The organism is Ruegeria sp., from assembly GCF_040830605.1.
Taxonomy (GTDB): Bacteria; Pseudomonadota; Alphaproteobacteria; order Rhodobacterales; family Rhodobacteraceae; genus Ruegeria.
Map to the genome: position 1 here is coordinate 459775 of NZ_JBFOMD010000001.1, position 23856 is coordinate 483630.

The following is a 23856-nucleotide window of genomic DNA, read 5'->3' on the forward strand; positions in this document are numbered from 1 at the left end:
AATTTGTGTATCTGCGAGCGTGATGCCTGAAATGAGGGGCTAAAACGATGCAAATGGACTTTCCAGGGCTGGATCGCTTTGATCAGGCGATTCTGACGGCGCTGGCCGGGGATGGCCGGATGTCGATCGCCGATCTGGCGCGCCGGATCGGTCTGTCGAAATCCCCCACGCAGGCGCGGCTGCGGCGGTTGGAGGCCGAGGGGATCGTGACCGGCTACCGCGCGCTGATCGACCCGATCCGGCTGGGGCTGGACCATGTGGCCTTTGTCGAGGTGCGCCTGACCGACACGCGGGAAAAGGCGCTGGCCGAGTTCAATGCGGCGGTGCGCCGGGTCGGCGAGATCGAGCAGGCGCATATGATTGCCAGCAATTTCGACTATCTGCTCAAGGTGCGCACCCGGTCGATGTCGGAATACCGCGCTGTTCTGGCAGAGAAAATCTCGTCCCTGCCGCATGTGGCCAACACCTCGACCTTTGTAGCGATGGAGGCGGTGAAGGAAACCGGGCTCATGGGGCCGCTCGAAAACGTGAGTTGACCGGGGGTCATTTTACGTCAGCATCGGGGCATGAGATTGTGGCCTTTGCTTTTGTGTCTGCCGATATGCCTTGCCGGCGCCGTGTTTGCCGATACCTGTCCGGACGCGCCGGATCACAGTGCGGGGCTGGACGATCTGATTGCGCAAATCCAGCAGGCGGAGAGCGAGCAGGAGGCGCGCGTCATCTCGAACCAGATGTGGGCGTTCTGGGCAGACGCGCCGGATGAGCAGTCGCAGGCGATTCTGGACCGGGGCATGTCGCGGCGCGAGGCCTGGGATCTGCTGGGCGCGCTGCAGGATTTCGACAGGCTGGTCGAATACTGCCCCAACTATGCCGAGGGCTATAACCAGCGCGCGTTCGTCAATTTCCTGCGCCAGGATTTCCCGGCCGCACTTGTCGATCTGGACCGCGCCATCGCGCTTTCGCCGCGCCATATCGCGGCGATCAGCGGGCGGGCCCTGACACTGATGGGTCTGCGGAGGTTGGATGAGGCGCGCGACGCGATGGCCGAGGCGCTGGCGCTGAACCCCTGGCTGCCGGAACGCGGACTGGCGGCCCCCGGCGGTCCATTAGCGCCACCGGGGCAGGACCTCTGATAGTCCTTTGACCGTCTGGAAAAATTTTTAATGGTATCACGACATATCAAGTTGAGCTTCACCTCATCACTGGTTAGAGCTAAGGCATCCTTTCCGGGATGATCTGCGGGCGTGATGGAATGGTAGACATATCGGACTTAAAATCCGAAGGCCCTAGGCCGTGTGGGTTCGAGTCCCACCGCCCGCACCAAATCCTTGAAAACTAACAAGCTCCTCCGTTGGGCCAAACGGAAGGTGGTATCTCACGAGATAGATGCGCGGTTGACCGAGCGCCTTTTTCTGCGGGGCCGGGGTGGATGCTGTTTCAGCCGGGTTTCGACTTGTCATCGGTACGGGGGCACGGGCTGGGGACCGGCTAGTCGATGAGTTCTTCGATCTCGGATGCCATGTCGAAGGCCGCTTTCACATCCGTGATTTTGGTGTCGTCCAGCGGGTCTCCGGATTCGACGGCCGCCTTGATTGCTGTGAAGGCTTGAAGGGTGCGATCCAGAAGCCGGGGCGCGGGCTGGTCGGCGCCCGAGGCCTCGGATTTTGCCACGTCTATGGCGAGTTTCATCAGGTCAATGCGTTGTGCGACGTTCAGCATCCGGGCCCTCGTCAGTTGATATCTCGGTTGTTACAGAGATATGCCGGGCCGTGGGGTGGGGAGAGTGAGTCACGGTGAAGGCCGTTGTGTTCTAGAAGGCGCCGACCTTGTTCAACCCGTTTCGGATGCGTTCGGACAGCTCGTCGGGGGCGTGCCAGATTGCAAGGAGCGTTTCGAGCAATCGGGACGGATCGGGCACGTTTGCATGCAGGCGCTGGATCAGCTCGGTGGCGTCCTCTTCGCGGTCGAGCTGTCCCAGGCACATCAGGACCAGGAGCTCGGGCCCGTTCCACATGGCGTCCCCGATCTGGCGGGCGGACGCAAGCGCGGCTTCGTAGGCGCCGGCCTGAAAGTGCAGGATACACGTGACGGCGTGATACCATCCCGGAGGGTGGGGGCTGAGTTCGGTTGCGCGCCCGATAAGCTGGAACCCCTTGTCCCGATCGCCCAGCAGCGCCTCGCAAATCGCCATATCGGCCAGCATGTCGGGATAGTTCGGATTGGCCCTGAGCGCCTTTTGGGCAGCAATACGATAGGTGTCGAAAGACCCCCGGTGGTAATGGGTCAGAAACAACGCGTGCTGGCCGGTCGCGTTCATCGGATCGAGGCTGACGGAGCGTTCGGCGGCCTTGAGCGCGCGGTCGAGCGGGGGCGGTTCCTTTTGGAAGTTGTACCCGCCGCGCACCTCGTCGCCATAGACGATGGCCAGCATTCCCCAGGCGCCGGCGTAATCCGGATCGAGTTGGACGGCCCGTTCCAGCAGGTCGCGGACCCGGGCGTGCTGTTCGACCGTGGGCTGGCGCCAGTATTCGGTGGCCAGAAGGCGGCATTGGTAAGCGTCGAATGTCTGCGTTCCGGCCCTGCGGTGCAGCGCCCCGGTCCGGTGGATGATGCCATGGGGTTCCGCGATCTCGGTGGCGATGCGGGCCGCGATATCCTCTTGAACGTCGAACAGGCTGTCGACATTGAGGTCCCGGTCATAGGCGTCGGACACTATCTGTTCGCCTGAAAGCGCATCCACCAGCTGCGCGGTGACGCGCAGGTTTCCGGCCCAGTGACGCACGCTGCCCTCGACAAGGTAATGCACGCCCAGTTCTTCGCCGATTTCACGGGGGTCGCGCGACCTGTCGCGGAACCGGAAGGTCACATGGCGCGACAGGACGCTGACCTCGCGGAACCGCGCGAGGGCGGCGATGACCTCTTCGGTGAATCCGTCGGCCAGGTATTCCTGATCCGGATCACCGCTGAGATTGTCGAACGGCATCACGGCCAGCGATTTGCGCCCGCCCGGCTCGGGCTCGGATGACACCGGTTCGCTGCTCAGCTCCGGATCGAAGGCGATTTCAAAGACCGGCGCATAGGATCCCTTTGGCACGTGGATGCGGACCGGATCGCCACGCCCCTCCTTGCCGTAATAGAGATCCAGCCGCGAGCGCAGCTTGTTGGCCTGAACCCGCACGATCGTGTCGATGCCGGGGTCGAAATCTTCGGGTTTGTCGAAGACGTCCAACCCGAGGGCATAGCCCTTGAGCTCGTCCCCGCGCCCGGCCAGCGTTTCGGTGACCAGGTGCGACAGAAACCGTTTCATGCGTGTGGTTTCGGAAAACTGCGGGCTGGCTAGGACGCGCTTGAGCTGCTCGGCGATGACGCTCGGGTCGATCTTCGATGTCAGAGCAGTGGGCACAAGGCTGTCCTCCACCCTCATTTGTACGTTCCGGTGTTTGGGTAACGCAAGGTCACCGTGACTCACTCACCCCGGCGGCGCGCCTCTGTCAGGTTTGTGGCGCGGCTCATCTGGACGGGCCGAAACCGAAACCAACATCAACCAAAGGAACGCAACATGACATCTTTCTCTGACTTCATCCAAAAGGCGAAAGACGACTACACCCGCATCGAGACCGAGCTGAAATCCTATGAAAAGAAGGTCAAGGACGCCGGTGAGGCCGCGGACACCTGGACACGGGATCAGGCGGCAAAGCTGAAGGCGGATCTGAGCGAGGCCCAGAAGAAGGTGACCGATCTGGCCGAGCGCATCGACCGTGAGGGCGAGGAAGCCGTCACCGAGGCGCATGACCAGGCAAAACGTCACTGGGATGCGCTGCACGCCGCCGTGGCCACGTATCGCGATCACGTAACCAAGTCGGCGGATGTCTGACATTCGAAAAAAGGGGAGAGCCAACATGCTTCGCATAGCGGCAACTATGTGGGTCATCGGGGCCGTTGCGTCGCCGGGGCTTGCCGAAAGCACTGCGCCTGTCGCCGGTGAAACCGTGCTGGGTGTCGAGGTCAACGTGACCCGGATCGTCAGCAAGGGCTACAGCGCAAATGCGCTGATCGGTGCGAATGTGCGCAACGAGCGGGCCGAAACCGTCGGATCGGTTCACGATCTGATCGTCGGTGTCGAGGGCGAGGTCAGCCTCGCCATCATCGAGGTCGGCGGCTTTCTTGGGCTCGGGTCCAAATGGGTTGCGGTTCCGGCGCATCTGTTCGAGGCCGACGGCAACAACGCCGTCGTTCTCGCCGGGGCCACCGAGGCTGCGCTGGGCGCAATGCCATCCTTCACCTACGCGCAATAGCGTCAGAACTAGGGAGATAACGACATGACACTTTCCGAGCCAACCGGGTCGAAGGAGGCCACCACCGCCTTGCCGGCGACGACCGAATTGCGGCCGGTGTGGATCATCGTGCTGGGCGCGCTGACCGTACTGACCGGCATTGCGGCCATCGCTTTTCCGCTGGCCTCGACCCTCGCGGTCGAGGTTCTGGTCGGCAGCCTGTTCCTGACGGTCGGCGTGTTCACGACCACGCATGCCATCATCGACCGCGGGTCCGAGGGCATGTGGTGGGAATTGCTCATCGGCCTGTTGCACATCGCGGCCGGTGTGATTTTCCTGACCAATCCGCTGGGCGGCATTCTTGCGCTGACGGTCATGCTGGGCGCGACCTTCGTGGCCGAAGGTGTGCTGCGGATCTTCATGGCGCTTCGGATGGAACGGTCCCGGAAGCTGTTTCTGCTGATCGCATCGGGCGCGTTGTCCATCCTGCTTGGCGGAATGGTCTTCGCCGGGCTGGCCAACGGCGCCTCGCTCATGCTGATCGGCGTGTTGCTGGGGGCTAATTTCATCTTCGCAGGGGTCGCGCTGATCACTGTCGGGATGGCGGCAAAGACATCCGGGTCAGATTGAGCTATCCGGCAAACATGTCACAAAGGGGAGCGAGACTCGCTCCCCTTTGCTGTTGATGAGGCTGCGCGGGCACACGACACCGCGCATTTGCCCTTTGGGATGCGCACGCCGGGATTTGCGAAATGCTTTAGTAGACCTGTCTGGCGGGCGACGGAAAGGTGACCCGGACCTGATTTTCTTCGAAGGCGTCGAAACTCTTGGACCAGGTGCGGCCCGGCCAGTGAATCTCAAGCGCGCGTGCCTTGGGGCGGTAGGCGGCGGTGTAAAGCGTTCCGAAACCGGAAGAAAAGGCGGTTGAATAGAGCGGGGGCTTGAGGAAGGCGCCGACGAATTTCTCTTGCGTTTCAGGATGCAGCGTTAGTCTTTGAAGCAAAAACCGCTCTCGTTCCACTGTCGCCGTGAATCTGGCATGGCTTGACCATTCGACCCGCTCCTGATGGTTGGTTGCAACCGCCGCGCGGGTCAGGATGGTTGGGCGATCCGGTGTCAGATATGCGGTCAGGTAGCGCCGGGCAGAGTCCAGAACCGTCACGTTGTAGCTCATGTGACAGGGCACGCGTTTCAGGATTTCGCCCGCTTCTTCGGTCGTCGTGCAGGTCTGCAGGATGTAGCGCAGGATCAGCGGTACACCGAAACCGGTTCCGACCTCCTGCCGTCCGCCAAAGGTCAGCGAGGCCGTCAGGCCCGCGTCGTTTATCCCGTCCACCAACCCGAACAGCCCATCCGTGGTTCCGATCACACCGCGGCCATTCCATCGGGTTTTCAGGATTACGGCGTCGAAGGCATCTTCGTCATAGTCGTAGTTGCGCACCAGCAGGGGTGTGTCGCCCTGCCAGATCGCCTGGCTGCATCCCGCAAGGTATCGCGGCGGGCAATAGAAGCTGAGGAACCGTGCCTCGACATCGCCGCCGCCCACAAGTGCGCACAACTCGTCATAAAGATCCACGATCTCGGGCATATGGGTGCAAAGCGCCTGACGGCATTCGTGATAGGTGGGACGGCCCGACAGGCCCTCTCTGGCCCACCAGGCCGAGTAGGCGGGCCAGTATTCCAGGAACTGCCGGCGCCACTTGGGCCCCGGCGCATCCTCACTTATCGCTTTGAAGTTCAGGGACATTGCGTCTGGATAGCCGAATTGGCCGAAAGTGCAAAGATCGCCGGGTAGAGCTGGCCGCAGCACACGGCGCGCGGCCTGCCTCGGTCAGGGTTCTACATGATCTTGAATGCGGGATCGTCGAATGCGCTGGCCGATGGCAGGGGCCGGGCCGAATACGCGTTCTTGATCCCGTTGATCCAGTTTTTGGATTTCTGGGTCAGTTGGAAGCCCTTCGTCATGGAGCGTCCGCGCGTCACCAGAATGCCGAGATCCGCCCCCTCGTAGCGATAGTCCCCGGCATTGGAAATCCGCAGGAAAAAGGCCTCGTCATCGCTTTCGACCGCGCGCCGGTGATAGTCGAACCGGTCGAATTCGACGCGGCCATCGGGGAGCATCCTGTAGATGCCCGTTTCGGGGGCATGGGTGATGATGTCCACGTTGTCTTCGGTGTGCTTGATCACCATCTGCGACCAGCTGTCGATCATGTCGGGGTCAGCCCAGCGGGCGTTGAGTTCTTCGACATCCAGCTTGAACGGCTTTTTCGAGAACTCGAGCAGGTGAAACAGGAACAACGGCGCGTCCGCATGGGCAAAGGCGGCGTGGTTGGTCATGGACGAGGCGCCGGTGATCCGCGGGTTCAGCTCACCCAGCCAGATGTCTCCGGTTTTCTTGTCGATCAGGAAATCCAGCTCAAAATACCCGCGATAGCCTTCCTTGCGAAGCTGCTCGCCGAACTTGAACGTCAGCTCGCGGGCCTTTTGGCGGGTTTTGGGCGGAAAGGCGGTCGAGAAGATCTCGTTCCCGCACCAGCCGCCGCGATAGGGCGTCAGTTCCTTGAAACCGACCAGTTCGGTCATCAGCGGCCCGACGATCGTGCCCTGAGAGGTGGCGCACGCCTCGATCGCCGATCCGCGGCAATCGATCCGCTTCATGATCTTGATTTCGCCCTCGCCGACGATCTCATGCTCGTGCTTGCGGAAATCGGCCTCGGACTTGATGAAGAACGTGGTGTGGCCGCTGTCCCCGAATGCGGATTGCAGCACCAGATCATGGCCGATCCCGGCCTTTTCACACACCTCGCGCAGATGGTCGTAGCTTTCGACCTCGGACAGCACGTTGGGAACGGACGGAACGCCTGCCTTGTTGCCGATGCGGACCGTTTCGATCTTGTTGTCCATGTTGGTGCGCAGCTTGGCCTTGGGAAACCAGACCTCTCCGCCCAGTTCCTTGACCAGCTTTTCGGTTTTCTCGTCGAACATCAGAAAGGCAAACTTGGGCTTGCCGCCCCGCGCCTTGACGTAGTCGATCACCTCTTTGTGCTGGAGGAGATAGTTGTTGATGTCTTCGATGGACTGGAACTCGTCATGCGGCAGTTCGGACGGGACGAGCACGTTCGGGTGGCGCCCGTCGAAACAATCCATGTAGCAGATGTATTTGAAATTCTTCACCCATTCGTCGAGGCCGAGCAGGTTGAAGTTGGTGGCTGATACGAAATAGATCGGATCCTTGTTGGTGTGAAAGAAGCGCCGGATTTCTGAAATGTTCTTCAGGGTCTTCTTTGGCATTTGGCTGTCCTCTCTTATTTCGTTTTTTTGTTTAGCCCTTGCAGGGCCTCGTTGGTGAAGACCCGCAAACCGAGATCGGGCCGGTATCCATGGATTTCGCTGACGTCCAGCGCGCGCATGAAAGACAGGATTTCAGGGCTGATCACCTGTCCGGGGACAAGGATCGGAAATCCGGGAGGATAGGGTATGATGAATGAGGCGGATACCAGTTCCTCGCCTGAGTTGAGGCGCTCCACCAGCACGTCGTCGAGGTCGTGATAGTCGCAATTGTCCTCGTTATAGGCGAGGAAGAAAGCCGTGCGGACGTCGCCCTCGGGCGTGTCGGTACCTGATCGGAAGGCATCGTGAAACCGGCTGAAATCGGGCAGGGGCGGTACGTGTTCGACAAGGCCCGCGACCCGCTTGTCGAAGGACAGGCGTTCCATTTTCGAGGCGTCGTCCAGCAGCTCGTCCAATTCCTTGGCGACCTCGACCAGAACCTCGATCAGATAGGCGACCGAAGAGCGGGTGGTGCCGATATTGGTCATGAACAGGACGGTGTTGCGGGAGGTCTTGTTGATCTGGATCCCGTATCTGTCCATCAGGATGTCGGTCTTGAACGTGTCGCCATCCCACCCGGTTCCGCCGATCCCCAGCGTGACCCGGGTCGGGTCGAGCACGAACTCATCCTTGGTCCAGATCTCCCATTTATCCGACCAGCCATCCTGTTCGTCGTAGTAGGCTTCGATGCCGCTTTCGCGATACTCGGGCGGGATCATGAGCGAGGGCGTCAGGACGCGGAAGTATTTCTGTAGCAGGGGATGACTTGTCACTGCCCTCCGGATCGCCATGGCGCTTTCGACCTGGCGCTGCACGAACTCGAACCCTTCCAGCTCGACCTGCCGTCGGCCGACATCCAGCGACGCGATGATCTGATAGTTGGGTGAGGTCGAGGTGTGCGTCATGTAGGCCTCGTGAAAGGCCTGTTCGACCTCGCCCTTGAAGTCCATATCGTTGACATGGATCATCGACCCCTGGCGCAGCGAAGTCAGGGTTTTATGTGTCGATTGCGTGGCATAGACCCGGATGCGCGCATCCGGCGGGGGCACGAGACGGGTGTTCAGCAACGTTTCCTCGTCGGCGTCCTTCAGCCGGTCCTGCTGCTTGTCCCAGGCCTCTTTGCCGGATGCGTCGCGCAGGCGTGTCCGAAGGGTGTTGGCCACGGACATGGCCGTGCGCTGGCGGTACATCGGACTGAACCGTGCAAAGGCGAACCACGCCTCGTCCCACAGGAACACGAGGTCCTTCTTGATGGCCAGACATTCCTCCATCACCCGCTCGACATTGTAGACAAGCCCGTCAAACGTGCAGTTGGTCAGCAGGACCATGCGCACCCGGTCCAGTTTTCCGGCGGCCTTCAGTTTAAGGAGCGTATGCTTGATCTCGCGCAGCGGCACCGCCCCGTACATCGAGTATTCGTGGAGCGGATAGCTGTCCATGTAGACCACGTTCGCACCGGCAAGAACCATGCCGTAATGGTGCGATTTGTGGCAATCGCGGTCGACAAGGACGATGTCGCCGGGCCGGATCAGGGCCTGAACGACAATCTTGTTGCAGGTAGAGGTGCCGTTGGTGGCAAAGAACGTCTGTTTCGAGCCGAAGGCGCGCGCGGCCATGTCCTGCGCTTCCTTGATCGGGCCGCGTGGTTCCAGCAGGCTGTCAAGCCCGCCCGACGTCGCCGAGGTTTCCGCCAGAAAGATGTTGGGCCCGTAGAAGGCGCCCATATCCTGAATCCAGTGCGACCGGCTGATGGATTTGCCGCGGCTGATCGGCATGGCGTGAAAGACGCCGGTGGGCTGTTTGGAATATTCCTTGAGCGCGGTGAAAAACGGGGTCTTGTAGCGCCGGTTCACCCCGCGGAGGATGTTGAGGTGCAGCTCAAGAAAATCCTCCTGATTGTAGAACACGCGGCGGCAGCGCCCCAAATCCATCCCGGCGATATCCTCGGCTGAGCGATCCGTGATCAGATAGGCGTCAAGCTCGGGGCGGACCTTTGCGATCAGACGGCAGGCTTCGGGGCCGTACTCGCTGGGTTGCAGGGCATCGACATGCTCGTCCTCTTTCAGGCGGTCGAGATATTGCTGGATGATCGGCAAGACGTTCTTGGATTTGAGCACAAGACCGGGCCGGACGATCACCGCCTGCACATTGTGATTGAAGAGGATGCCCATGAGCGCGTCTTCGAGGCTGGGCACAATCACCGGCTCATAGATGAACGGGTCCTCGGCCCGGCGGACACGGTAGAGGTTGTTTCGCAGGAACCGTTCCTGATGCTCGTTGACGTTGTCGACGATCAGAACCTCGAAATAGGGGCGCCCCAATGCGCGGTCTTCGGGCGGGAGGGTGCTTTCGTCCTCGTAATCCTCATTGTCGATTTCATCGCTGCCGATGGGGATTGTGCGCCGCCGATAGGCACCCGAGGTCAGGGCGCGGGCGACGCGCCGTACCGAAATCGAAAGATCTTCGATGTTTCGCTGTTCGAGCAATTTCCTGAGATGTTCGAAAACGTGCGCGCCCGGGAACGCCCAGTACACTTCGATCGGTGCAAGCGCGTCGAGCAATGCCTCGGCCGTCTGCAACAGCTTGGCGCCTTGTCGCCCTGCGACATCGTGGACGAGCATGGATTCAGCGGTTTCGCGCAGGGCGCTCCATCGGTCGGCGCGCAGTTGCGTTGCGCTGTAATAGTCACTGACCGATGGCAGCTTTGTGCTCGTGTGTTGCAGGTTCATCTCTTACTCCTCCGTGACACATCGAACAATTCGACAGCTTATGGCGCGACGCGAAATCACCCGGTTCCGGTTCTCCCCTTGAACGCCGGTATGGTGACGTGATCGGCGCGAGATCGGCTGTCCTCGGCCAAAACCGTCCGGGGATCGCGGACGCCAACCCCCGCCTTTGACCCCTGTTTTGGCGTTTCAAGCGGGCCCAGCGTGTGCAGGTACGCGTCTGCGCCGCTGGCGCGGTCGTAAATCGGGAAATCGGCCTCACGATCCCTGAAGCTTTTTAGGACCTGACCCAGCCCATTGAGGCCGGTTTCGCGCTGACGGCGCACGTTGTCGAGGTCGATCTCGATGGGGAACATATCCTCTTGCCCGGCGGACTGGTGCAGAACGGTTGCGGTCGGGTCGACCACAAGCGAGCGCCCCACACCGCCTGCGCCAAGCCCGTTCACGTCGAAGACGTAGCATTGGAACTGCGCTGCCGTTGCCCGTGCAATGGCAATCTCGGCGTCGCGATCCGTGGTGCCGGTCAGAACCGGATGCAGCAGAACCTCGACCCCCTGGCTGGTCAGTTGCCGCGTGGTTTCCGGGAACCAGATGTCATAGCAAATCGACAGTCCGAGCCGCCCGACCTCGGGCACGTCGAAGACGCAGAAATCCGTCCCCGATGCGATGCCCTGTTCATAGGGTTTGAACGGGAACATCTTGGCGTATTTCTTGACGATTTCGCCCTGCGGGTTGATGACGACCGATGTATTGAAAATCCGACCGTCGGGGCGTTTTTCAAACATTGAGCCCGGGATCAGCCAGATGCCGAACCGGCGTGCATCGTCCTGAAACTGCGCAAGCGCGTCGTTCGGAAACGGCTGCGCAAACTGATCGAGAGGTCCATAAGGCGCCAGCTCGGAGAAAACGACCATCTGGGTCCAGGGGAACCGGGCCATCAGGATCTCGATCCGATGGCGCATCGCCTCCACGTTCGAATGAAGCGCGGAAACGTGCATCTGAACGCCTGCGATTGCAAATGGGGTCATGTATGTGTCTGCCTCTTTTCTTGGCCACGGCTGGCTGTGCCCCCGAGCCTAGAATGCGTGGAGAGAATTATCAAATGCATCTATTTCGAGGGAATTCCGTCCGGCTTTCGCCTGCCACTGCGCGACGGAAATCTGCTTATCTCTAAGTCGGTTTTTCGGCATCGGAGCGCCTTTTAGGGGCAAAATGCACTCCAGACGTCGCGATGCGCGGGTGTAGGCACACGCTATGGCGGGTTCTGGACGGATCAGCATTGGGGAGGGATGGTAGCCCGTAGGGGAATCGAACCCCTCTTTCCAGGTTGAAAACCTGGCGTCCTAACCGATAGACGAACGGGCCAAAGCGGCATGTCAGGGGCTTTTACGGATTGCACCCGTGCGGCGCAAGAGTAGCGGTCGAAAAAATCGCTTCAAGGCAAATGAACCGGTTGGAGGGTGGCAATACCGGCGTGAACAGTTTCGCGCGGTGAGAAGGGCAGAGTCTCTGAAGGGCTGTTACTCCGCAAAGACAAGCGTATTCAGGTGCGCGCGTGCGCTGGTCCAATGTTCGGGGGAATCGCCGTCGGTTTGCCGACGAACGCGGTCTACACCTCGGGAATGCCGCATGTTAGCTTGCCTGTGAACGATCAGGGAGAACTGCCAAATGCCATTGACGGTCAAGGACATGATGGAGGCCGCCAACGCGGTGGTCGAACGGATCGACGGTGCGAAGGCGCAGGAATTGGTGGCCCAAGGGGCGTTGCTGCTCGACATCCGGGATGCGCCCGAGTTGGAGCGCAGCGGGCGCGCCGTCGAGGCGCATCACATCCCGCGCGGCATGCTTGAGTTTCGTGCCGATCCCACGACCCAGTATCACGACTCCGAGTTGCGGTTCGACCGGCCGATCGTGCTGCACTGCGCCTCGGGCGGGCGCGCCGCGCTGGCAGGCAAGTTGCTCAAGGAGATGGGGTACGCCGAGGTCTACAATCTGGGCGGGCTGACCGACTGGCAGCAGGGCGGCGGCGCGGTGATCGAGCCGGTCGATCCCGGGATGTGATCGGCCCGATCTGATACAGGTCAAAGTGGTACATATTCCAACCCGCTAATGTCATGGCCGAACGGTTTTGAACAGGAATCACCGGCCATGATGCGTCTTGCTGCAATTCTCTATTCCCTGATCTCCACAGCCCTAGCGGGGACCGCCGTGATCGCGGTTTTGTCGGCGGGCATGGTTTCGGTGGCGGCGATCCTCTGGGCCGCCGGGGCGGGGTTCGTTCTGGCCGCACCGGCGTCCTGGCTGGTGGCCCGGCATCTCTACACAGGGTAGTCGGCCTGATCAGGCGTTGAGAAAGGCGCGCGTTGCGGCCTCGAACTCGCGGGGTTTTTCCGCGTGCAGCCAGTGCCCGGCGCCGGGGACCTTGGCAAAGCGGGCCTGCGGGAACAGTGCGCGGATCGGGTCGCGGTGTTCGGGCAGAACGTAATCCGAAGCCGCGCCCGACAGGAACAGCGACGGGCCGGACCAAGCGGTGCCGCCCTGTGGGAAACCCATGATCCGTGGCATCTCGGCGGCCAGGCTGTCCAGGTTCAGCCGCCAGCGCTTTGCGGGCAGGTCCAGCGACTGGGTGAAAAAGCTCTGTAGCGCCTTCTCGACCCCTTGGGTGGCCAGTTGCGCCTCGGCATCCGAGCGGCGTTCGACCTGTGCCAGGTCCACGGCTCGCATCGCCTGAATATACTGGATCTGGCTGTGCCCATAGGCGACCGGCGCGATGTCGGCGACCACCAGCTTGCGCACCAGCATCCCGTGGTTCAGCGCCAGCGTCATTGCCGCCTTGCCGCCCATGGAATGGCCCACCACATCCGCCTGCCCACCGATGGCCTCGATCACCTCGGCCAGATCCGCCGCCAGCGCGGGGTAGTCATGGGTGTCCGACCAGGGGCTTTGCCCGTGGTTGCGCATATCAACCGAGATCACCTGCCGCTCGTCCGACAGGCGTTTGGCGATCACCCCCCAGTTGCGGGCCGAGCCATAGAGGCCATGGGCGATCAGTAGGGGCGGGGTGTCGGTCGGGGTGCCGAAATGGATCATGTTCAACATGGGTAGGTGATACCCGGCCCCGTAGCGATGGGCCAGCCCCATTGAGGCCGCAAGGACAAGCCGGTAGACTGTCCGGCCAGGAGGCCCGTTTGGATGTCAGAACAGATTGCCGTACAGGACCAGATTGCCGAGACCATCGCGTTGTTGCGCGCCAAGCTGGGCGTGCGCGGCAAAACGCTGGCCGCCTCGCTGCGCCGGGCCCGGCACCGGTTGCCGCGCCGTATTCACGGGCAGGCGATGGAACTGGCCAAGGCTGAACCGCTGGCCAATCACCCGAAGCTGCGGCTTACGCTGGATACACCGAAGCTGGTCACCGCGGTGCAGGAGGTGCAGGCGCATCTGCGCGCCATCGATCTGGCCGACCGGCGTAAGGGTTGGCTGCTGAGCATGCTGGGCGGGCTGGCCTTCAACATTCTGGTGTTTGCCATCCTGCTGCTGGTGTTTTTGCGCTGGCAAGGCGTGATCTGACCCTTTTCCCGGCGGCGTGCTCCGGCTATTCCTGAACATGGTTCAGGAAAGGAACGCCATGTCATCGAAGTCCCAGGCCCGCAGGGCGCAGCTGCGCGAGAAACTGGTCGAGGCGGCCGAGGTTCGCATTGACCGTGAGGGCCTGGGCGAATTGCGCGCGCGGGACCTCGCCCGGGACGCGGGCTGTGCGTTGGGGGCGATCTACAATGCCTTCGAGGATCTCAATGCCATCGTGATGGCCGTGAATGGCCGTACTTTCCGCGCTTTGGGGCAGGCGGTCTCCGATTCCTTCGATGGCAGCGAGGCGCCGGTGCAGCGGTTGATCGTGATGAGCACGGCCTATCTGCGCTTTGCAGATGCGCATACCAATCTCTGGCGGGCGCTGTTCGAACTGAAGATGACACAGGACGGGCCGGTGCCCGATTGGTATCGCGAGGCGCTGGCGGGGCTTTTCGGTCTGATCTCGGAGCCGGTGTCGCAGATCTTCCCCGAGATGAAGCGGGAAGAGCTGGAACTGATGACCCGGGCGCTGTTCTCTTCGGTGCACGGGATCGTGAGTCTGGGGCTGGAAAACCGTATCTCGGGCGTGCCGCCGGAACAGATCGAGCGGATGATCGGGCAGGTTCTTCGCCAGATTGGAAACAAATAGTTTCCTGAACAACGTTCATAAAGTACCTTGAACGGCGTTCATGGATTTGCTATCTCAAATTTGTGAACGATGTTCATGATATTGGAGGAACCCATGTTCGGCACGTTGAAGACCCTGATCGTCGGTGCAAATGCCCGCGCGGAAGAGCAATTGCGTGACACTTATTCCATTGAACTGATCGACCAGAAGATCCGCGAGGCAGAGAGCAGCCTGAAGGCGGCCAAGCTGACCCTGGCAAGCCTGATCCAGCGCCAGCGCGGAGAGCAGCGCCAGGTGGACGGGCTGCAGGGGCGGATCGCCGACCTGATGACTCGCGCGCAGGAGGCGCTGGATGGCGGGCGCGAGGATCTAGCGCAAAGTGCTGCGCAGGCGGTGGCGGATCTGGAAAACGAGGCTGCGGTGCGCCGCCAGACCCTCGACCGGCTCGATACCCGCATCCTGCAGCTGCGCCAGACCGTCGATGCCGCCAGCCGCCGCATCATCGACCTGAAGCAGGGCGCGATTGCCGCCCGTGCGGTCAGGCGCGAGCAGGGGCTGCAGAAACGGCTGAACCGCCATGTGGGCGGCGAGAGCCCCATCGAAGAGGCCGAAAGCCTGATTGCCCGCGTGATGCAGCAGGACGACCCGTTCGAGCAGGGCGAAATCCTGCGCGAGATCGACGCGACGCTGGATCACTCCGCCGTTGCCGCGCGGATGGAAGAGGCGGGCTTTGGTCCCAAGACCCGATCGACCGCCGCTGACGTTCTGAGCCGCCTCAAGGCCAAGGACTGAACCGACACTGTCCGGACCTCATGAGAGCCGGTGACTTTACCGAATGAATGGAGAGACAAGATGAATACTCGTAACGAAAACGCCCTGATCCTGATGCTGAACGGCGCCGGTGTTGTGCTGGCCTATGTCCTGCTGGCGATCTCGCTGTGGCTGTCCACCGACGTGCCGCTGGCCACCAAGGGGTACTGGGGCATGGGCGTGGTGCTGCTGACGTTGAGCCTGATCAACGTGGTGAAATACCGCTTCGACTACCGCTCGTCCGAGGACCGGATCAACCGCATCGAGGAGGCGCGCAACGAAAAGCTGCTGGAAGAGGCGCTGAAGGATCCGAAGTCCGACATCTGACGCTTGCCCCGCCGCGCCGAAAGGCGCGGCGCCGGGCCCAACGCTTTTGCCTGCATCTAAGATGCGGGCAGAAGGGGCGGGAGCCCTCCGATCCTTTGCGGGTGCTCCTCGCAAATAAATGCCCCGCCGCGGACAAGTTCAGCGGCGGGGCGGTTTTGTCGGGTCTGTACGGTTACAGATTCGGATAGAGCGGGAAACGGGCGCACAGCTCGGCCACTTCGGCCTTTACCTTGGCCTCGACCGCACCGTTGCCGTCCTCGCCATTGGCGGCCAGGCCGTCAACGACCTCGATGATCCAGTCGGCGATCTGACGAAACTCGGTCTCGCCAAAGCCGCGGGTGGTGCCGGCGGGCGAGCCCAGGCGGATGCCGCTGGTGATGGTCGGTTTTTCCGGGTCGAACGGCACGCCGTTCTTGTTGCAGGTGATATGCGCGCGGCCCAGGGCCTTTTCGGTCGCATTGCCCTTCACGCCTTTGGGGCGCAGGTCCACCAGCACCACATGGGTGTCGGTGCCGTGGGTCACGGTGTCCAGCCCGCCCTTGATCAACTGATCCGACAGCGCCTGCGCATTGACCACGACCTGCTTGATGTAGTCCTTGAACGCAGGCTGCAGCGCTTCACCGAAAGCGACGGCCTTACCGGCGATCACGTGCATCAGCGGGCCGCCCTGAATGCCGGGGAAGATGGCCGAGTTGACCTTTTTGGCGATGGCCTCGTCATTGGTCAGGATCATGCCGCCGCGCGGGCCGCGCAGGGTCTTGTGGGTGGTGGTGGTGGCCACATGCGCATGCGGGAAGGGCGAGGGGTGCTCACCTGCTGCGACCAGGCCGGCGATATGGGCCATGTCCACATGCAGGTAGGCGCCGACCATGTCGGCGATTTCACGCATACGGGCAAAGTCGATGACGCGCGGGATGGCCGAGCCACCCGCGATGATCAGCTTGGGCTGATGCTCTTTCGCCAGCGATTCGATCTGCTCATAGTCGATCAGGTTGTCCTGTTTGCGCACGCCGTAGTGGATGGCGTTGAACCACTTGCCCGACTGGTTCGGGGCCGCGCCGTGGGTCAGGTGGCCGCCTGCGTCCAGGCTCATGCCCAGAATGGTGTCGCCCGGCTTTATCAGCGCCTGGAACACGCCCTGGTTGGCCTGCGAACCCGAGTTCGGCTGCACGTTGGCGAACTCACAGCCAAAGAGCTGTTTGGCACGGTCGATGGCCAGGTTCTCGGCGACATCGACGAACTGGCAGCCGCCATAGTAGCGGCGCCCGGGATAGCCCTCGGCGTATTTGTTTGTCATCACCGAGCCCTGCGCCTCCATCACGGCGGCCGAGACGATGTTCTCGCTGGCGATCAGCTCGATCTCGTCGCGCTGGCGGCCAAGTTCAGAGGTGACCGAGCCGAACAGCTCAGGGTCCCGATCCGCAAGAGACTGGGTGAAGAAACCGGTGTCACGAAGGTTGGCGTTCATGGGGGCTCCAAATGGCTGGGGGTGTGTTTGGCGAATTTCCTATCGGAAACCAGCGATCCGAGAAAGGTTATAAAGCGACGAAATGGCCCGCTGTGGCGTCAACTCTGGTCTCTCGGGGAAAGGTATGTTTGTTTCGGAACCAAATGCGCAGCACCGGAAACCGAAATTGATGAGTAAGAGAATCGCTTTTCTGGCCAGTGACGCTCCGGTGGCCCAGACCGCCCGCGCCGCCCTGATCGGGCGCTATGGCAATGCCGCCCCCGGCGACGCCGACGTGATCGTGGCCCTTGGGGGGGACGGGTTCATGCTGCGCACATTGCACAGCAGCAAGCATTTGCATGCGCCGGTTTACGGCATGAACCGCGGCACCATCGGGTTTCTGATGAACGAGTATTCCGAAACCGATCTGCTGGATCGTCTGGCGGCGGCGGAGGAAGAGATCATCAACCCGCTTGCGATGACGGCAATGGATCAGGCGGGGCGGGTGCATGAGGCGCTGGCGATCAACGAGGTCTCGCTGCTGCGTGCCGGTCCGCAGGCGGCCCGGCTCAAGATCACCATCGACGGGCGGCTGCGGTTGGCCGAGCTGGTTTGTGATGGCGCGCTGGTTTCAACCCCGGCGGGCTCCACCGCCTACAACTATTCCGCCCATGGTCCCATTCTGCCCATCGGCTCGGATGTTCTGGCCATGACCGCGATTGCCGCATTCCGCCCCCGGCGCTGGCGGGGGGCGGTTCTGCCGAAAACCGCGCATGTGCGTTTTGACGTCGTGGAGGCCGACAAGCGCCCCGTGATGGCGGACGCGGACTCGATCTCCATTTCGGATATCGACTGGGTCGAAATCCGGTCCGAGCCTGCAATCTCGCACCGCATCCTGTTCGATCCGGGTCACGGGCTGGAAGAGCGCCTGATTTCGGAACAGTTTACGTAAAATTAAGATTTCTTAAAAAAGGTTCCGAGTTCTGTGAACCAGATCACAGGCAGGCGGGGCTGCTTCGGCATATGCTTGTCTTACCCGGAGGAAACGTCCTGGTGGAGGTGAGTGGCCACCGACCGACGTGTTCGACAAGATTGCGCATGTTTCGCGCTGGCGGGTGTGGTTAACGCCGCATTCACCACAAGAAACCGGGGATATTTTGATCAAGAGGACCCCGGGCGCAGGGGAGCTGCAAGGCCCGGGGTCTATTATTGTGCAGGCGCCGGGGCGGCGAGAGTCGCGCATCGGGCGCGGCGCATTTGCTGCTTGCCATGGCCCGCCCGGCCAGTTTCATCCGGTGCCGTATCGGCACATCATCATCTCGACGCTGCTTTCGACGATTTTCTGCATCTGCTCTTCCGAGACCAGGGCAGAGCCGAAGATATAGGGCCAGAACGCCTTGGCCTTCAGCAGCGCGATGAATTCCTGTGCGGCCTCTTCCGGATCGGGCACGTTCAGCTGGCCGTCCTCGCTGGCGGCGCGCAGCATGTCAATGAAGGCGCCGGTCTTGTCGATCTTGCCCTGTGCCGCCTCGGCCAGATCGGGATTGCGCAGGGTTTCGCTGATGATCATCCGCGCCATCGCCATGACCTCGGGCGAGATCAGCAGCCTTCCTTCGGCCCAGCCCAGTTCGATCAGCTGTTCCCGGATGTCCCGGTCCGGCTCATAGCGGATGTGCCGCATGTCCGCGAACCGCTCGGCCAGAACGCTGACAATCGAGCGAAACAGTTTTTCCTTGCTTTCAAAATACTTGTAGACCGTCCGCTTGGAGACCTCGGCCCGTGCCGACACCCGATCCATGCTGGCCGCAGAGAACCCCTTTTCCTGGAACTCCTCTACGGCGGCATCAATGATCTGCGCGTATTTCGACGCATTGGGGCCGCTGCACTCGTACATGACATCCAGCTATGGGCCAAATTCACGTAACCGTCAATCAAGGTGGTAAACTTTGCAGTTTACACCCTGGGTGGCTTTGCATACGGTAAACGCACCAGTTTACCGACTCACCAGCCTGATGCTGCACGGGAGGCACTTTCATGACAATCTCACTCAAACTGAACGGCCAGACGCATGACGTCGACGCCGAACCCGGAACACCGCTGTTGTGGGTGATCCGGGACGAACTCAAGATGACCGGGACCAAGTTCGGCTGCGGTGTCGCGTCCTGCGGGGCCTGCACCGTGCATCTGGACGGTGAACCGGTGCGGTCGTGCCAGACCTATATCGAGGATGTGGGCGAGGCCGAGATCACCACCATCGAGGCGATGGAGGACAGCGAGATCGGGGCCGCTGTGCAGCAGGCCTGGGTCGAGCTGGACGTGGTGCAATGCGGCTATTGCCAGTCCGGGCAGATCATGTCTGCCGTTGGGCTGCTGTCGGAGAACGCCAAGCCTACCGTCGAAGAGATTGACAGTTACATGCACGGGAATGCCTGCCGCTGCGCCACCTATCAGCGCATCCGGGCGGGCATTCAGCGCGCAGCCGAAATTCTGGAGGCCTGATATGACCGTGAACACTTCTCGCCGCGGGTTCCTGAAAGGGGCCGCTGCCGCCACCGCCGTTCTGATGGTCGGTGCCCGTCCGGATGGGGCCATTGCCGCCGCCTCGGGCGAAAGCGCCATGCTGAACCCGTTCGTCAAGATCGGGTCGGACGGCTCGGTCACCGCCATCGTCAAGCATTTCGAGAAAGGGCAGGGCCCGGCCACCGGCCTGACCACGCTGATCGCCGAGGAAATCGGCCTGCGAATGGATCAGATCGGATACGAATTCGCCCCGTCGAACCCCGCGCTCTATAACAATCTGCTGTTCGGGCAGTTCCAGGGCACCGGCGGCTCGACCGCCATGGCGAACTCGTTCCAGCAATATCGCACCGCAGGAGCTGCCGCGCGTGAGATGCTGCTGAACGCCGCCGCGCAGGCCTGGGGCGTCGATGCCTCGGAACTAACGCTGGATGAGGGCGTCATTGCCGGTGCCGGTCAGTCCGCGCCGCTGGGTGACTTCGTGGCTGCCGCCGCCGAGTTGGAGGCCCCGGCAGAACCCAGGCTCAAGGATCCGTCCGAGTTCCGTCTGATCGGAAACACCGAGGTTCGCCGCGTGGACAGCGCGATCAAGGGCAATGGAACCGCGCAATATGCGATGGACGTGCATCTGCCGAACCAGATGGTGACCATGATCAAGCGCCCCGAGCAGCGTGGCGCCATGGTGACCGGCTTCGACGATAGCGCGGCGCAGGGGATCAAGGGCTACATCATGTCCCAGACCCTGCCGAACAACGCCGGTGTCGCCGTGTATGCGGAAAACACCTGGGCCGCGATGCAGTCGCGTGATGCGCTTGAGGTCGAGTGGGATGTCTCTGCGGCCGAAACGCGCGATTCCGAGCAGATCAAGGCCGAGATCATGGCCGCGCTGGATGCCGCGCCGGAATATAACGTCAACAAAACCGACGCGGCGGCGACTCAGGCCGCGCTGGACGGAGCAGCGCAGGTTGTCGAGCAGAGCTTCTACTTTCCGCTGCTTGCACATGCGCCGATGGAGCCGCTGACCTGCACCATTCAGGCCACCGAGGATGGTGGTATCCTGCTGCATGACGGCTGCCAGTTCCCCACGGGCCCGCATATGGCCCTGTCGCAGATCTTTGAGCTGCCGATGGAGAAGATCCAGATCAACACGATGTTTGCGGGCGGCTCCTTTGGCCGCCGCGCGACGCCGGATGCGGACTATCAGGTCGAGGCGGCGCTGGCCTTCGTCGTCACCGACCGAACCCGCCCGGTGAAACTGGTCTGGTCGCGTGAGGACGATCTGCGCAGCGGCTATTACCGCCCCGCCTTCGGCCACAAGGTTCGTGTCGGGCTGGATGCCGACGGCAATATCGTGGGCTGGGATCACCGCATTGCCGGTCAGTCGATCATGAAGGGCACCGCGTTCGAGGATTTCAGCGTCCATGACGGGGTCGATCACAGCTCGGTCGAGGGCACATCTGACAGCCCCTATCAGATCCCCGGCGGTTTCTTCGGGCTGACAGACACCAAGAAGGCGACCAGTACGCTGTGGTGGCGGTCGGTGGGGCATACCCACACGGCCTATGTGATGGAGGTCATGATGGACATGGCCGCCAGGGCTGCGGGGCAGGACGCGGTCGAGTTCCGCCTGCGTTATCTGACCGGCGGTGCCGATCAGGACCGGATGGCCGGTGTGCTGAAGCTGGCAGCGGAGAAGGCGGGCTGGGGCAATGCGCCCGCAGGCCGTGCTCAGGGTATTGCCGTGCACAAGTCCTTTGGCTCTTATGTCGCCGAGGTGGCCGAGATTTCGGGCAATGCCGAAGATGGCGTGAAGATCGAGCGGATCACCTGCGCGGTCGATTGCGGTCTTGCGGTGAACCCGGATGTGGTCAAGGCGCAGATGGAAGGCGGGATCGGTTATGGTATTGGCCATGTCATGCGCGATCAGATCACGCTGACCGGCGGTGCCGTCGATCAGTTCAACTTCCCGGATTACGAGCCCCTGCGCATCGGCGACATCGCGGCCATCGACGTACATATCGTGCCGTCGGCCGAGGCGCCGACCGGTGTGGGCGAGCCGGGCACACCGCCTGCGGCGCCCGCCTTGGCCAATGCTATTGCGGCGGCCAGCGATCTGCGGGTGGGCAGCCTGCCGATGGCCGAGAATGGGGTGGCTTTCGTCTGACCGGCCCGATTGCGCCCACGGCGATCAAGCGGGGGCGTAGATAGAAACGCTTTGATCCTGTCAAAGCAGCAAAACGCCCCCGACCCAGCGGTCGGGGGCGTTTGTTTGTGCAAGCAGGCTCAGCCGATCTGGCCGTTGTCGTCGCGTTTGATGGCGATCACGGCAGAGCGCGGTGTGCCCCCGTCGGGCCAGTTGCTGCCTGGGTGCTGGATGCCGACAAAGGCGGTGCGCTTGTCGGCGGACCAGGCCAGCCCGGTCACTTCGCAGCCATTGGGGCCGGTCATGAAACGCGCGATTTCACCCGTCACCGGGTCACCCACCAGCATCTGGTTGTTGCCGTTGCCGGCAAAATCGCCCTCGTTGTCGTCATTGCCGTCGGTCTGAATCCAGACCAGACCGGTCGAGTCGATAGCCATGCCGTCGGGCGAGTTGAACAGGTTGCCCTCGTTCACGTTTGGCGAACCGGCGCGATCATCCTGATGCACGGTCGGGTTGCCCGCCATGACGTAGAGATCCCAGTCGAACCCGTCGGCGGCGTGATCCTCATCCGCCGGACGCCAGCGCACGATCTGACCATACCTGTTTTCGTTACGCGGGTTGGGGCCGTTGGCCGAGGTGTCGTCGCCGCCCGCGTTGGGTTTGACGCCCCGGTTCTTGTTGTTGGTCAGACAGCAATAGGCCTCGGCAGATACCGGGCTGGTGGCGACCCATTCGGGCCGGTCCATGGTGGTGCCACCCACGGCGGACGCCGCCATGCGGGTGAAGATCGCGATATCGGCGGCCTCCATGCCCGTGGTCTCGGGCGTCAGAGCCAGCCATTCGCCGGTCTGATCGTCGTTGAACTTGGCGACATAGAGCGTTCCGTCGTTCAGCAGACCCTCGGTCGGGTTGCCCGGGACGAAAGGATCGTTCGACACGAAGCGGTAGAGGTATTCGCCCCGTTCATCGTCGCCCATATAAACCACTACGCGGCTGTCGGGGGCCAGAACAACCTCGGCATTCTCATGCTTGAAACGGCCCAGCCCGGTGTGCTTGACCGGAGTGCTGTCCGGTTTGGTCGGGTCGATTTCGACGATCCAACCGGCGCGGTGCGGCTCGTTCGGGTTTTTCGAGGTGTCAAAGCGCGGGTCGAAGAGTTCGTAGCCGTTCCAGCTTTCCGCTTTGATGCCGTAGCGCTCCATGCCGTCCGCGACCTTCTGGTCATAGCTGGCGTTTTCATCCGAGGAGCCAAAGTAGCCGTTGAAGTTTTCTTCGCAGGTCAAGTAGGTGCCCCAGGGGGTCTTGCCTGAGCCGCAATTGTTCATGGTGCCCAGCGAGGACGTGCCGGTCGGGTCGGCCTCGGTCTTGAGCAGGTCATGACCCGCCGCCGGACCCACGATTCGCATCGGCGTGTTGTGGTGAATGCGGCGGTTGAAGGGGCTGTCCTTGACAACCGACCAGCCATCGGGGCCCTCGGTGATCTCCATCACCGTCACACCTTGAAGGTTTTGCAATTTCAGCACGTCATCGGCGCTGGCAGGTGTCCCCTCCTGCGCGGCGGGCAGGTTGATCTTGCGGTTGGGATACTCGTGATTGATCGCGATCAACTGGTGACCCCGGAACGAGAATGTCTCCATCCCGTCGGTGTTTTCGCCAAAGATCCTGTCCGAGTTTTCCACCGGGCCGCCCTCGGTGACGTCATAGCCGTCGGCGTCCGAAAACAGCGGGTCGCCCCAACGCATCAGGATCTTCCAGCTATAGCCCTCGGGCACATGTACCGTGCCATCGGTCTGCGCGGGGATCGGCGTGAAGGCAAAGCGCGAGGCCTCAGCGGCCTGCGCCGAGGTTGAGCCCAGCAGCCCGGCGCCCATCGCCGCAGCCCCCGAGCCAAAGGCCAGCACGCCGCCCAGAAAGCCACGGCGTGAAATCGCGGCTTCGACGACGCGGTCGAAATCGCTCTCTTCAGGGCGGGGAAAGTGCAGTTCGTCCCAGTCGTCAGCGGAAAGTGTCTTGGGATCAATGTCTTTCATGGGGGTTCCTGGCTATCTGAAGTTGCGGGATAACGCAGGTTTAGAGCGAGAATGTGA

The 23856-nt window shown here is 61.9% G+C and carries 24 protein-coding genes and 2 tRNA genes; 15 read left to right on the forward strand and 11 right to left on the reverse strand.

Features of this window, described 5'->3' with window-relative positions:
* Positions 1-47 precede the first annotated feature (47 nt).
* From AB3N21_RS02125 to AB3N21_RS02135, 3 genes are all read left to right on the forward strand, one after another.
* Positions 48-536 (forward strand): Lrp/AsnC family transcriptional regulator, encoded by a 489-nt coding sequence (locus tag AB3N21_RS02125; RefSeq protein WP_367933663.1) that lies wholly within the window; start codon positions 48-50, stop codon positions 534-536.
* Positions 537-566: 30 nt separating this feature from the next.
* On the forward strand, positions 567-1133 hold the full coding sequence (locus tag AB3N21_RS02130) for a hypothetical protein (protein WP_367933664.1): 567 nt from the start codon (positions 567-569) through the stop codon (positions 1131-1133).
* A gap of 105 nt (positions 1134-1238) precedes the next feature.
* Positions 1239-1323: transfer RNA gene (locus tag AB3N21_RS02135), tRNA-Leu, on the forward strand.
* Between the two features lie 165 nt (positions 1324-1488).
* Here the strand turns inward: AB3N21_RS02135 and AB3N21_RS02140 are convergent.
* On the reverse strand, positions 1489-1719 hold the full coding sequence (locus AB3N21_RS02140; RefSeq protein ID WP_367933665.1) for a hypothetical protein: 231 nt from the start codon (positions 1717-1719) through the stop codon (positions 1489-1491).
* A 91-nt stretch (positions 1720-1810) separates the two neighbouring features.
* Complete coding sequence (locus tag AB3N21_RS02145) at positions 1811-3418, reverse strand: hypothetical protein (protein WP_367933666.1); 1608 nt, start codon at positions 3416-3418, stop codon at positions 1811-1813.
* A gap of 141 nt (positions 3419-3559) precedes the next feature.
* On the opposite strand from AB3N21_RS02145, the gene AB3N21_RS02150 reads away from it, so the two are divergent.
* The 3 genes from AB3N21_RS02150 to AB3N21_RS02160 are packed head-to-tail and all read left to right on the forward strand — an operon-like array spanning position 3560 to position 4904.
* A complete protein-coding gene (locus tag AB3N21_RS02150) occupies positions 3560-3874 on the forward strand; it encodes a hypothetical protein (RefSeq protein WP_367933667.1) in 315 nt (104 codons plus the stop codon).
* A 25-nt stretch (positions 3875-3899) separates the two neighbouring features.
* The gene (locus AB3N21_RS02155; protein WP_367933668.1) at positions 3900-4295 is read left to right on the forward strand and encodes a PRC-barrel domain-containing protein; all 396 of its coding nucleotides are present in this window, start codon (positions 3900-3902) and stop codon (positions 4293-4295) included.
* Positions 4296-4319: 24 nt separating this feature from the next.
* Positions 4320-4904, forward strand: coding sequence for an HdeD family acid-resistance protein (locus AB3N21_RS02160; protein WP_367933669.1), 585 nt, complete (start codon positions 4320-4322; stop codon positions 4902-4904).
* Positions 4905-5031: 127 nt separating this feature from the next.
* On the opposite strand, the gene AB3N21_RS02165 is transcribed toward AB3N21_RS02160, so the two are convergent.
* The 5 genes from AB3N21_RS02165 to AB3N21_RS02185 all read right to left on the reverse strand — a co-directional run bounded on the left by AB3N21_RS02165 (position 5032) and on the right by AB3N21_RS02185 (position 11695).
* Positions 5032-6021 (reverse strand): C45 family autoproteolytic acyltransferase/hydolase, encoded by a 990-nt coding sequence (locus AB3N21_RS02165; RefSeq protein ID WP_367933670.1) that lies wholly within the window; start codon positions 6019-6021, stop codon positions 5032-5034.
* 92 nt (positions 6022-6113) lie between these two features.
* Positions 6114-7583, reverse strand: a complete 1470-nt coding sequence (locus AB3N21_RS02170) for a biotin carboxylase (RefSeq protein ID WP_367933923.1) — start codon at positions 7581-7583, stop codon at positions 6114-6116.
* Complete coding sequence (locus tag AB3N21_RS02175; protein ID WP_367933671.1) at positions 7580-10333, reverse strand: aminotransferase class I/II-fold pyridoxal phosphate-dependent enzyme; 2754 nt, start codon at positions 10331-10333, stop codon at positions 7580-7582. Before AB3N21_RS02175 ends, AB3N21_RS02170 begins: the two co-directional genes overlap by 4 nt.
* Before the next feature lie 56 nt (positions 10334-10389).
* Positions 10390-11358 carry a carbon-nitrogen hydrolase family protein gene (locus tag AB3N21_RS02180; RefSeq protein WP_367933672.1) on the reverse strand — a complete coding sequence of 323 codons (969 nt, stop codon included), beginning with the start codon at positions 11356-11358 and terminating at the stop codon, positions 10390-10392.
* 262 nt (positions 11359-11620) lie between these two features.
* A tRNA-Glu gene (locus AB3N21_RS02185) sits at positions 11621-11695 on the reverse strand.
* Between the two features lie 303 nt (positions 11696-11998).
* Between AB3N21_RS02185 and AB3N21_RS02190 the strand changes: the two genes are divergently transcribed.
* Positions 11999-12391 (forward strand): rhodanese-like domain-containing protein, encoded by a 393-nt coding sequence (locus AB3N21_RS02190; protein ID WP_367933673.1) that lies wholly within the window; start codon positions 11999-12001, stop codon positions 12389-12391.
* 87 nt (positions 12392-12478) lie between these two features.
* Entirely contained in the window at positions 12479-12661 is a 183-nt protein-coding gene (locus tag AB3N21_RS02195) for a hypothetical protein (RefSeq protein WP_367933674.1), read from the forward strand.
* Positions 12662-12670: 9 nt separating this feature from the next.
* On the opposite strand, the gene AB3N21_RS02200 is transcribed toward AB3N21_RS02195, so the two are convergent.
* On the reverse strand, positions 12671-13429 hold the full coding sequence (locus tag AB3N21_RS02200) for an alpha/beta fold hydrolase (RefSeq protein WP_367933675.1): 759 nt from the start codon (positions 13427-13429) through the stop codon (positions 12671-12673).
* 93 nt (positions 13430-13522) lie between these two features.
* On the opposite strand from AB3N21_RS02200, the gene AB3N21_RS02205 reads away from it, so the two are divergent.
* The 4 genes from AB3N21_RS02205 (at position 13523) to AB3N21_RS02220 (ending at position 15662) form a co-directional block, all read left to right on the forward strand.
* Positions 13523-13897 (forward strand): hypothetical protein, encoded by a 375-nt coding sequence (locus tag AB3N21_RS02205; protein WP_171173720.1) that lies wholly within the window; start codon positions 13523-13525, stop codon positions 13895-13897.
* A 58-nt stretch (positions 13898-13955) separates the two neighbouring features.
* Positions 13956-14546, forward strand: coding sequence for a TetR/AcrR family transcriptional regulator (locus tag AB3N21_RS02210; RefSeq protein WP_367933676.1), 591 nt, complete (start codon positions 13956-13958; stop codon positions 14544-14546).
* 93 nt (positions 14547-14639) lie between these two features.
* A complete protein-coding gene (locus tag AB3N21_RS02215) occupies positions 14640-15317 on the forward strand; it encodes a PspA/IM30 family protein (RefSeq protein WP_367933677.1) in 678 nt (225 codons plus the stop codon).
* Between the two features lie 60 nt (positions 15318-15377).
* The gene (locus AB3N21_RS02220) at positions 15378-15662 is read left to right on the forward strand and encodes a hypothetical protein (protein WP_171173723.1); all 285 of its coding nucleotides are present in this window, start codon (positions 15378-15380) and stop codon (positions 15660-15662) included.
* A gap of 172 nt (positions 15663-15834) precedes the next feature.
* Here AB3N21_RS02220 and glyA read toward each other — a convergent pair whose 3' ends face one another.
* The gene (glyA, locus tag AB3N21_RS02225) at positions 15835-17130 is read right to left on the reverse strand and encodes a serine hydroxymethyltransferase (protein WP_367933678.1); all 1296 of its coding nucleotides are present in this window, start codon (positions 17128-17130) and stop codon (positions 15835-15837) included.
* Between the two features lie 169 nt (positions 17131-17299).
* Here glyA and AB3N21_RS02230 point away from each other — a divergent pair, with 169 nt between their 5' ends.
* Positions 17300-18061, forward strand: coding sequence for an NAD kinase (locus tag AB3N21_RS02230; RefSeq protein ID WP_171173725.1), 762 nt, complete (start codon positions 17300-17302; stop codon positions 18059-18061).
* Positions 18062-18397: 336 nt separating this feature from the next.
* Here AB3N21_RS02230 and AB3N21_RS02235 read toward each other — a convergent pair whose 3' ends face one another.
* Positions 18398-19003: a TetR/AcrR family transcriptional regulator gene (locus AB3N21_RS02235; RefSeq protein WP_367933679.1), complete on the reverse strand. Its 606-nt coding sequence runs from the start codon at positions 19001-19003 to the stop codon at positions 18398-18400.
* A gap of 140 nt (positions 19004-19143) precedes the next feature.
* On the opposite strand from AB3N21_RS02235, the gene AB3N21_RS02240 reads away from it, so the two are divergent.
* A complete protein-coding gene (locus tag AB3N21_RS02240) occupies positions 19144-19608 on the forward strand; it encodes a (2Fe-2S)-binding protein (RefSeq protein WP_367933680.1) in 465 nt (154 codons plus the stop codon).
* 1 nt (position 19609) lies between these two features.
* Complete coding sequence (locus AB3N21_RS02245; protein ID WP_367933681.1) at positions 19610-21790, forward strand: molybdopterin cofactor-binding domain-containing protein; 2181 nt, start codon at positions 19610-19612, stop codon at positions 21788-21790.
* A gap of 119 nt (positions 21791-21909) precedes the next feature.
* Here AB3N21_RS02245 and AB3N21_RS02250 read toward each other — a convergent pair whose 3' ends face one another.
* Positions 21910-23799, reverse strand: a complete 1890-nt coding sequence (locus AB3N21_RS02250) for a PhoX family phosphatase (protein WP_367933682.1) — start codon at positions 23797-23799, stop codon at positions 21910-21912.
* Positions 23800-23856: the final 57 nt, after the last annotated feature.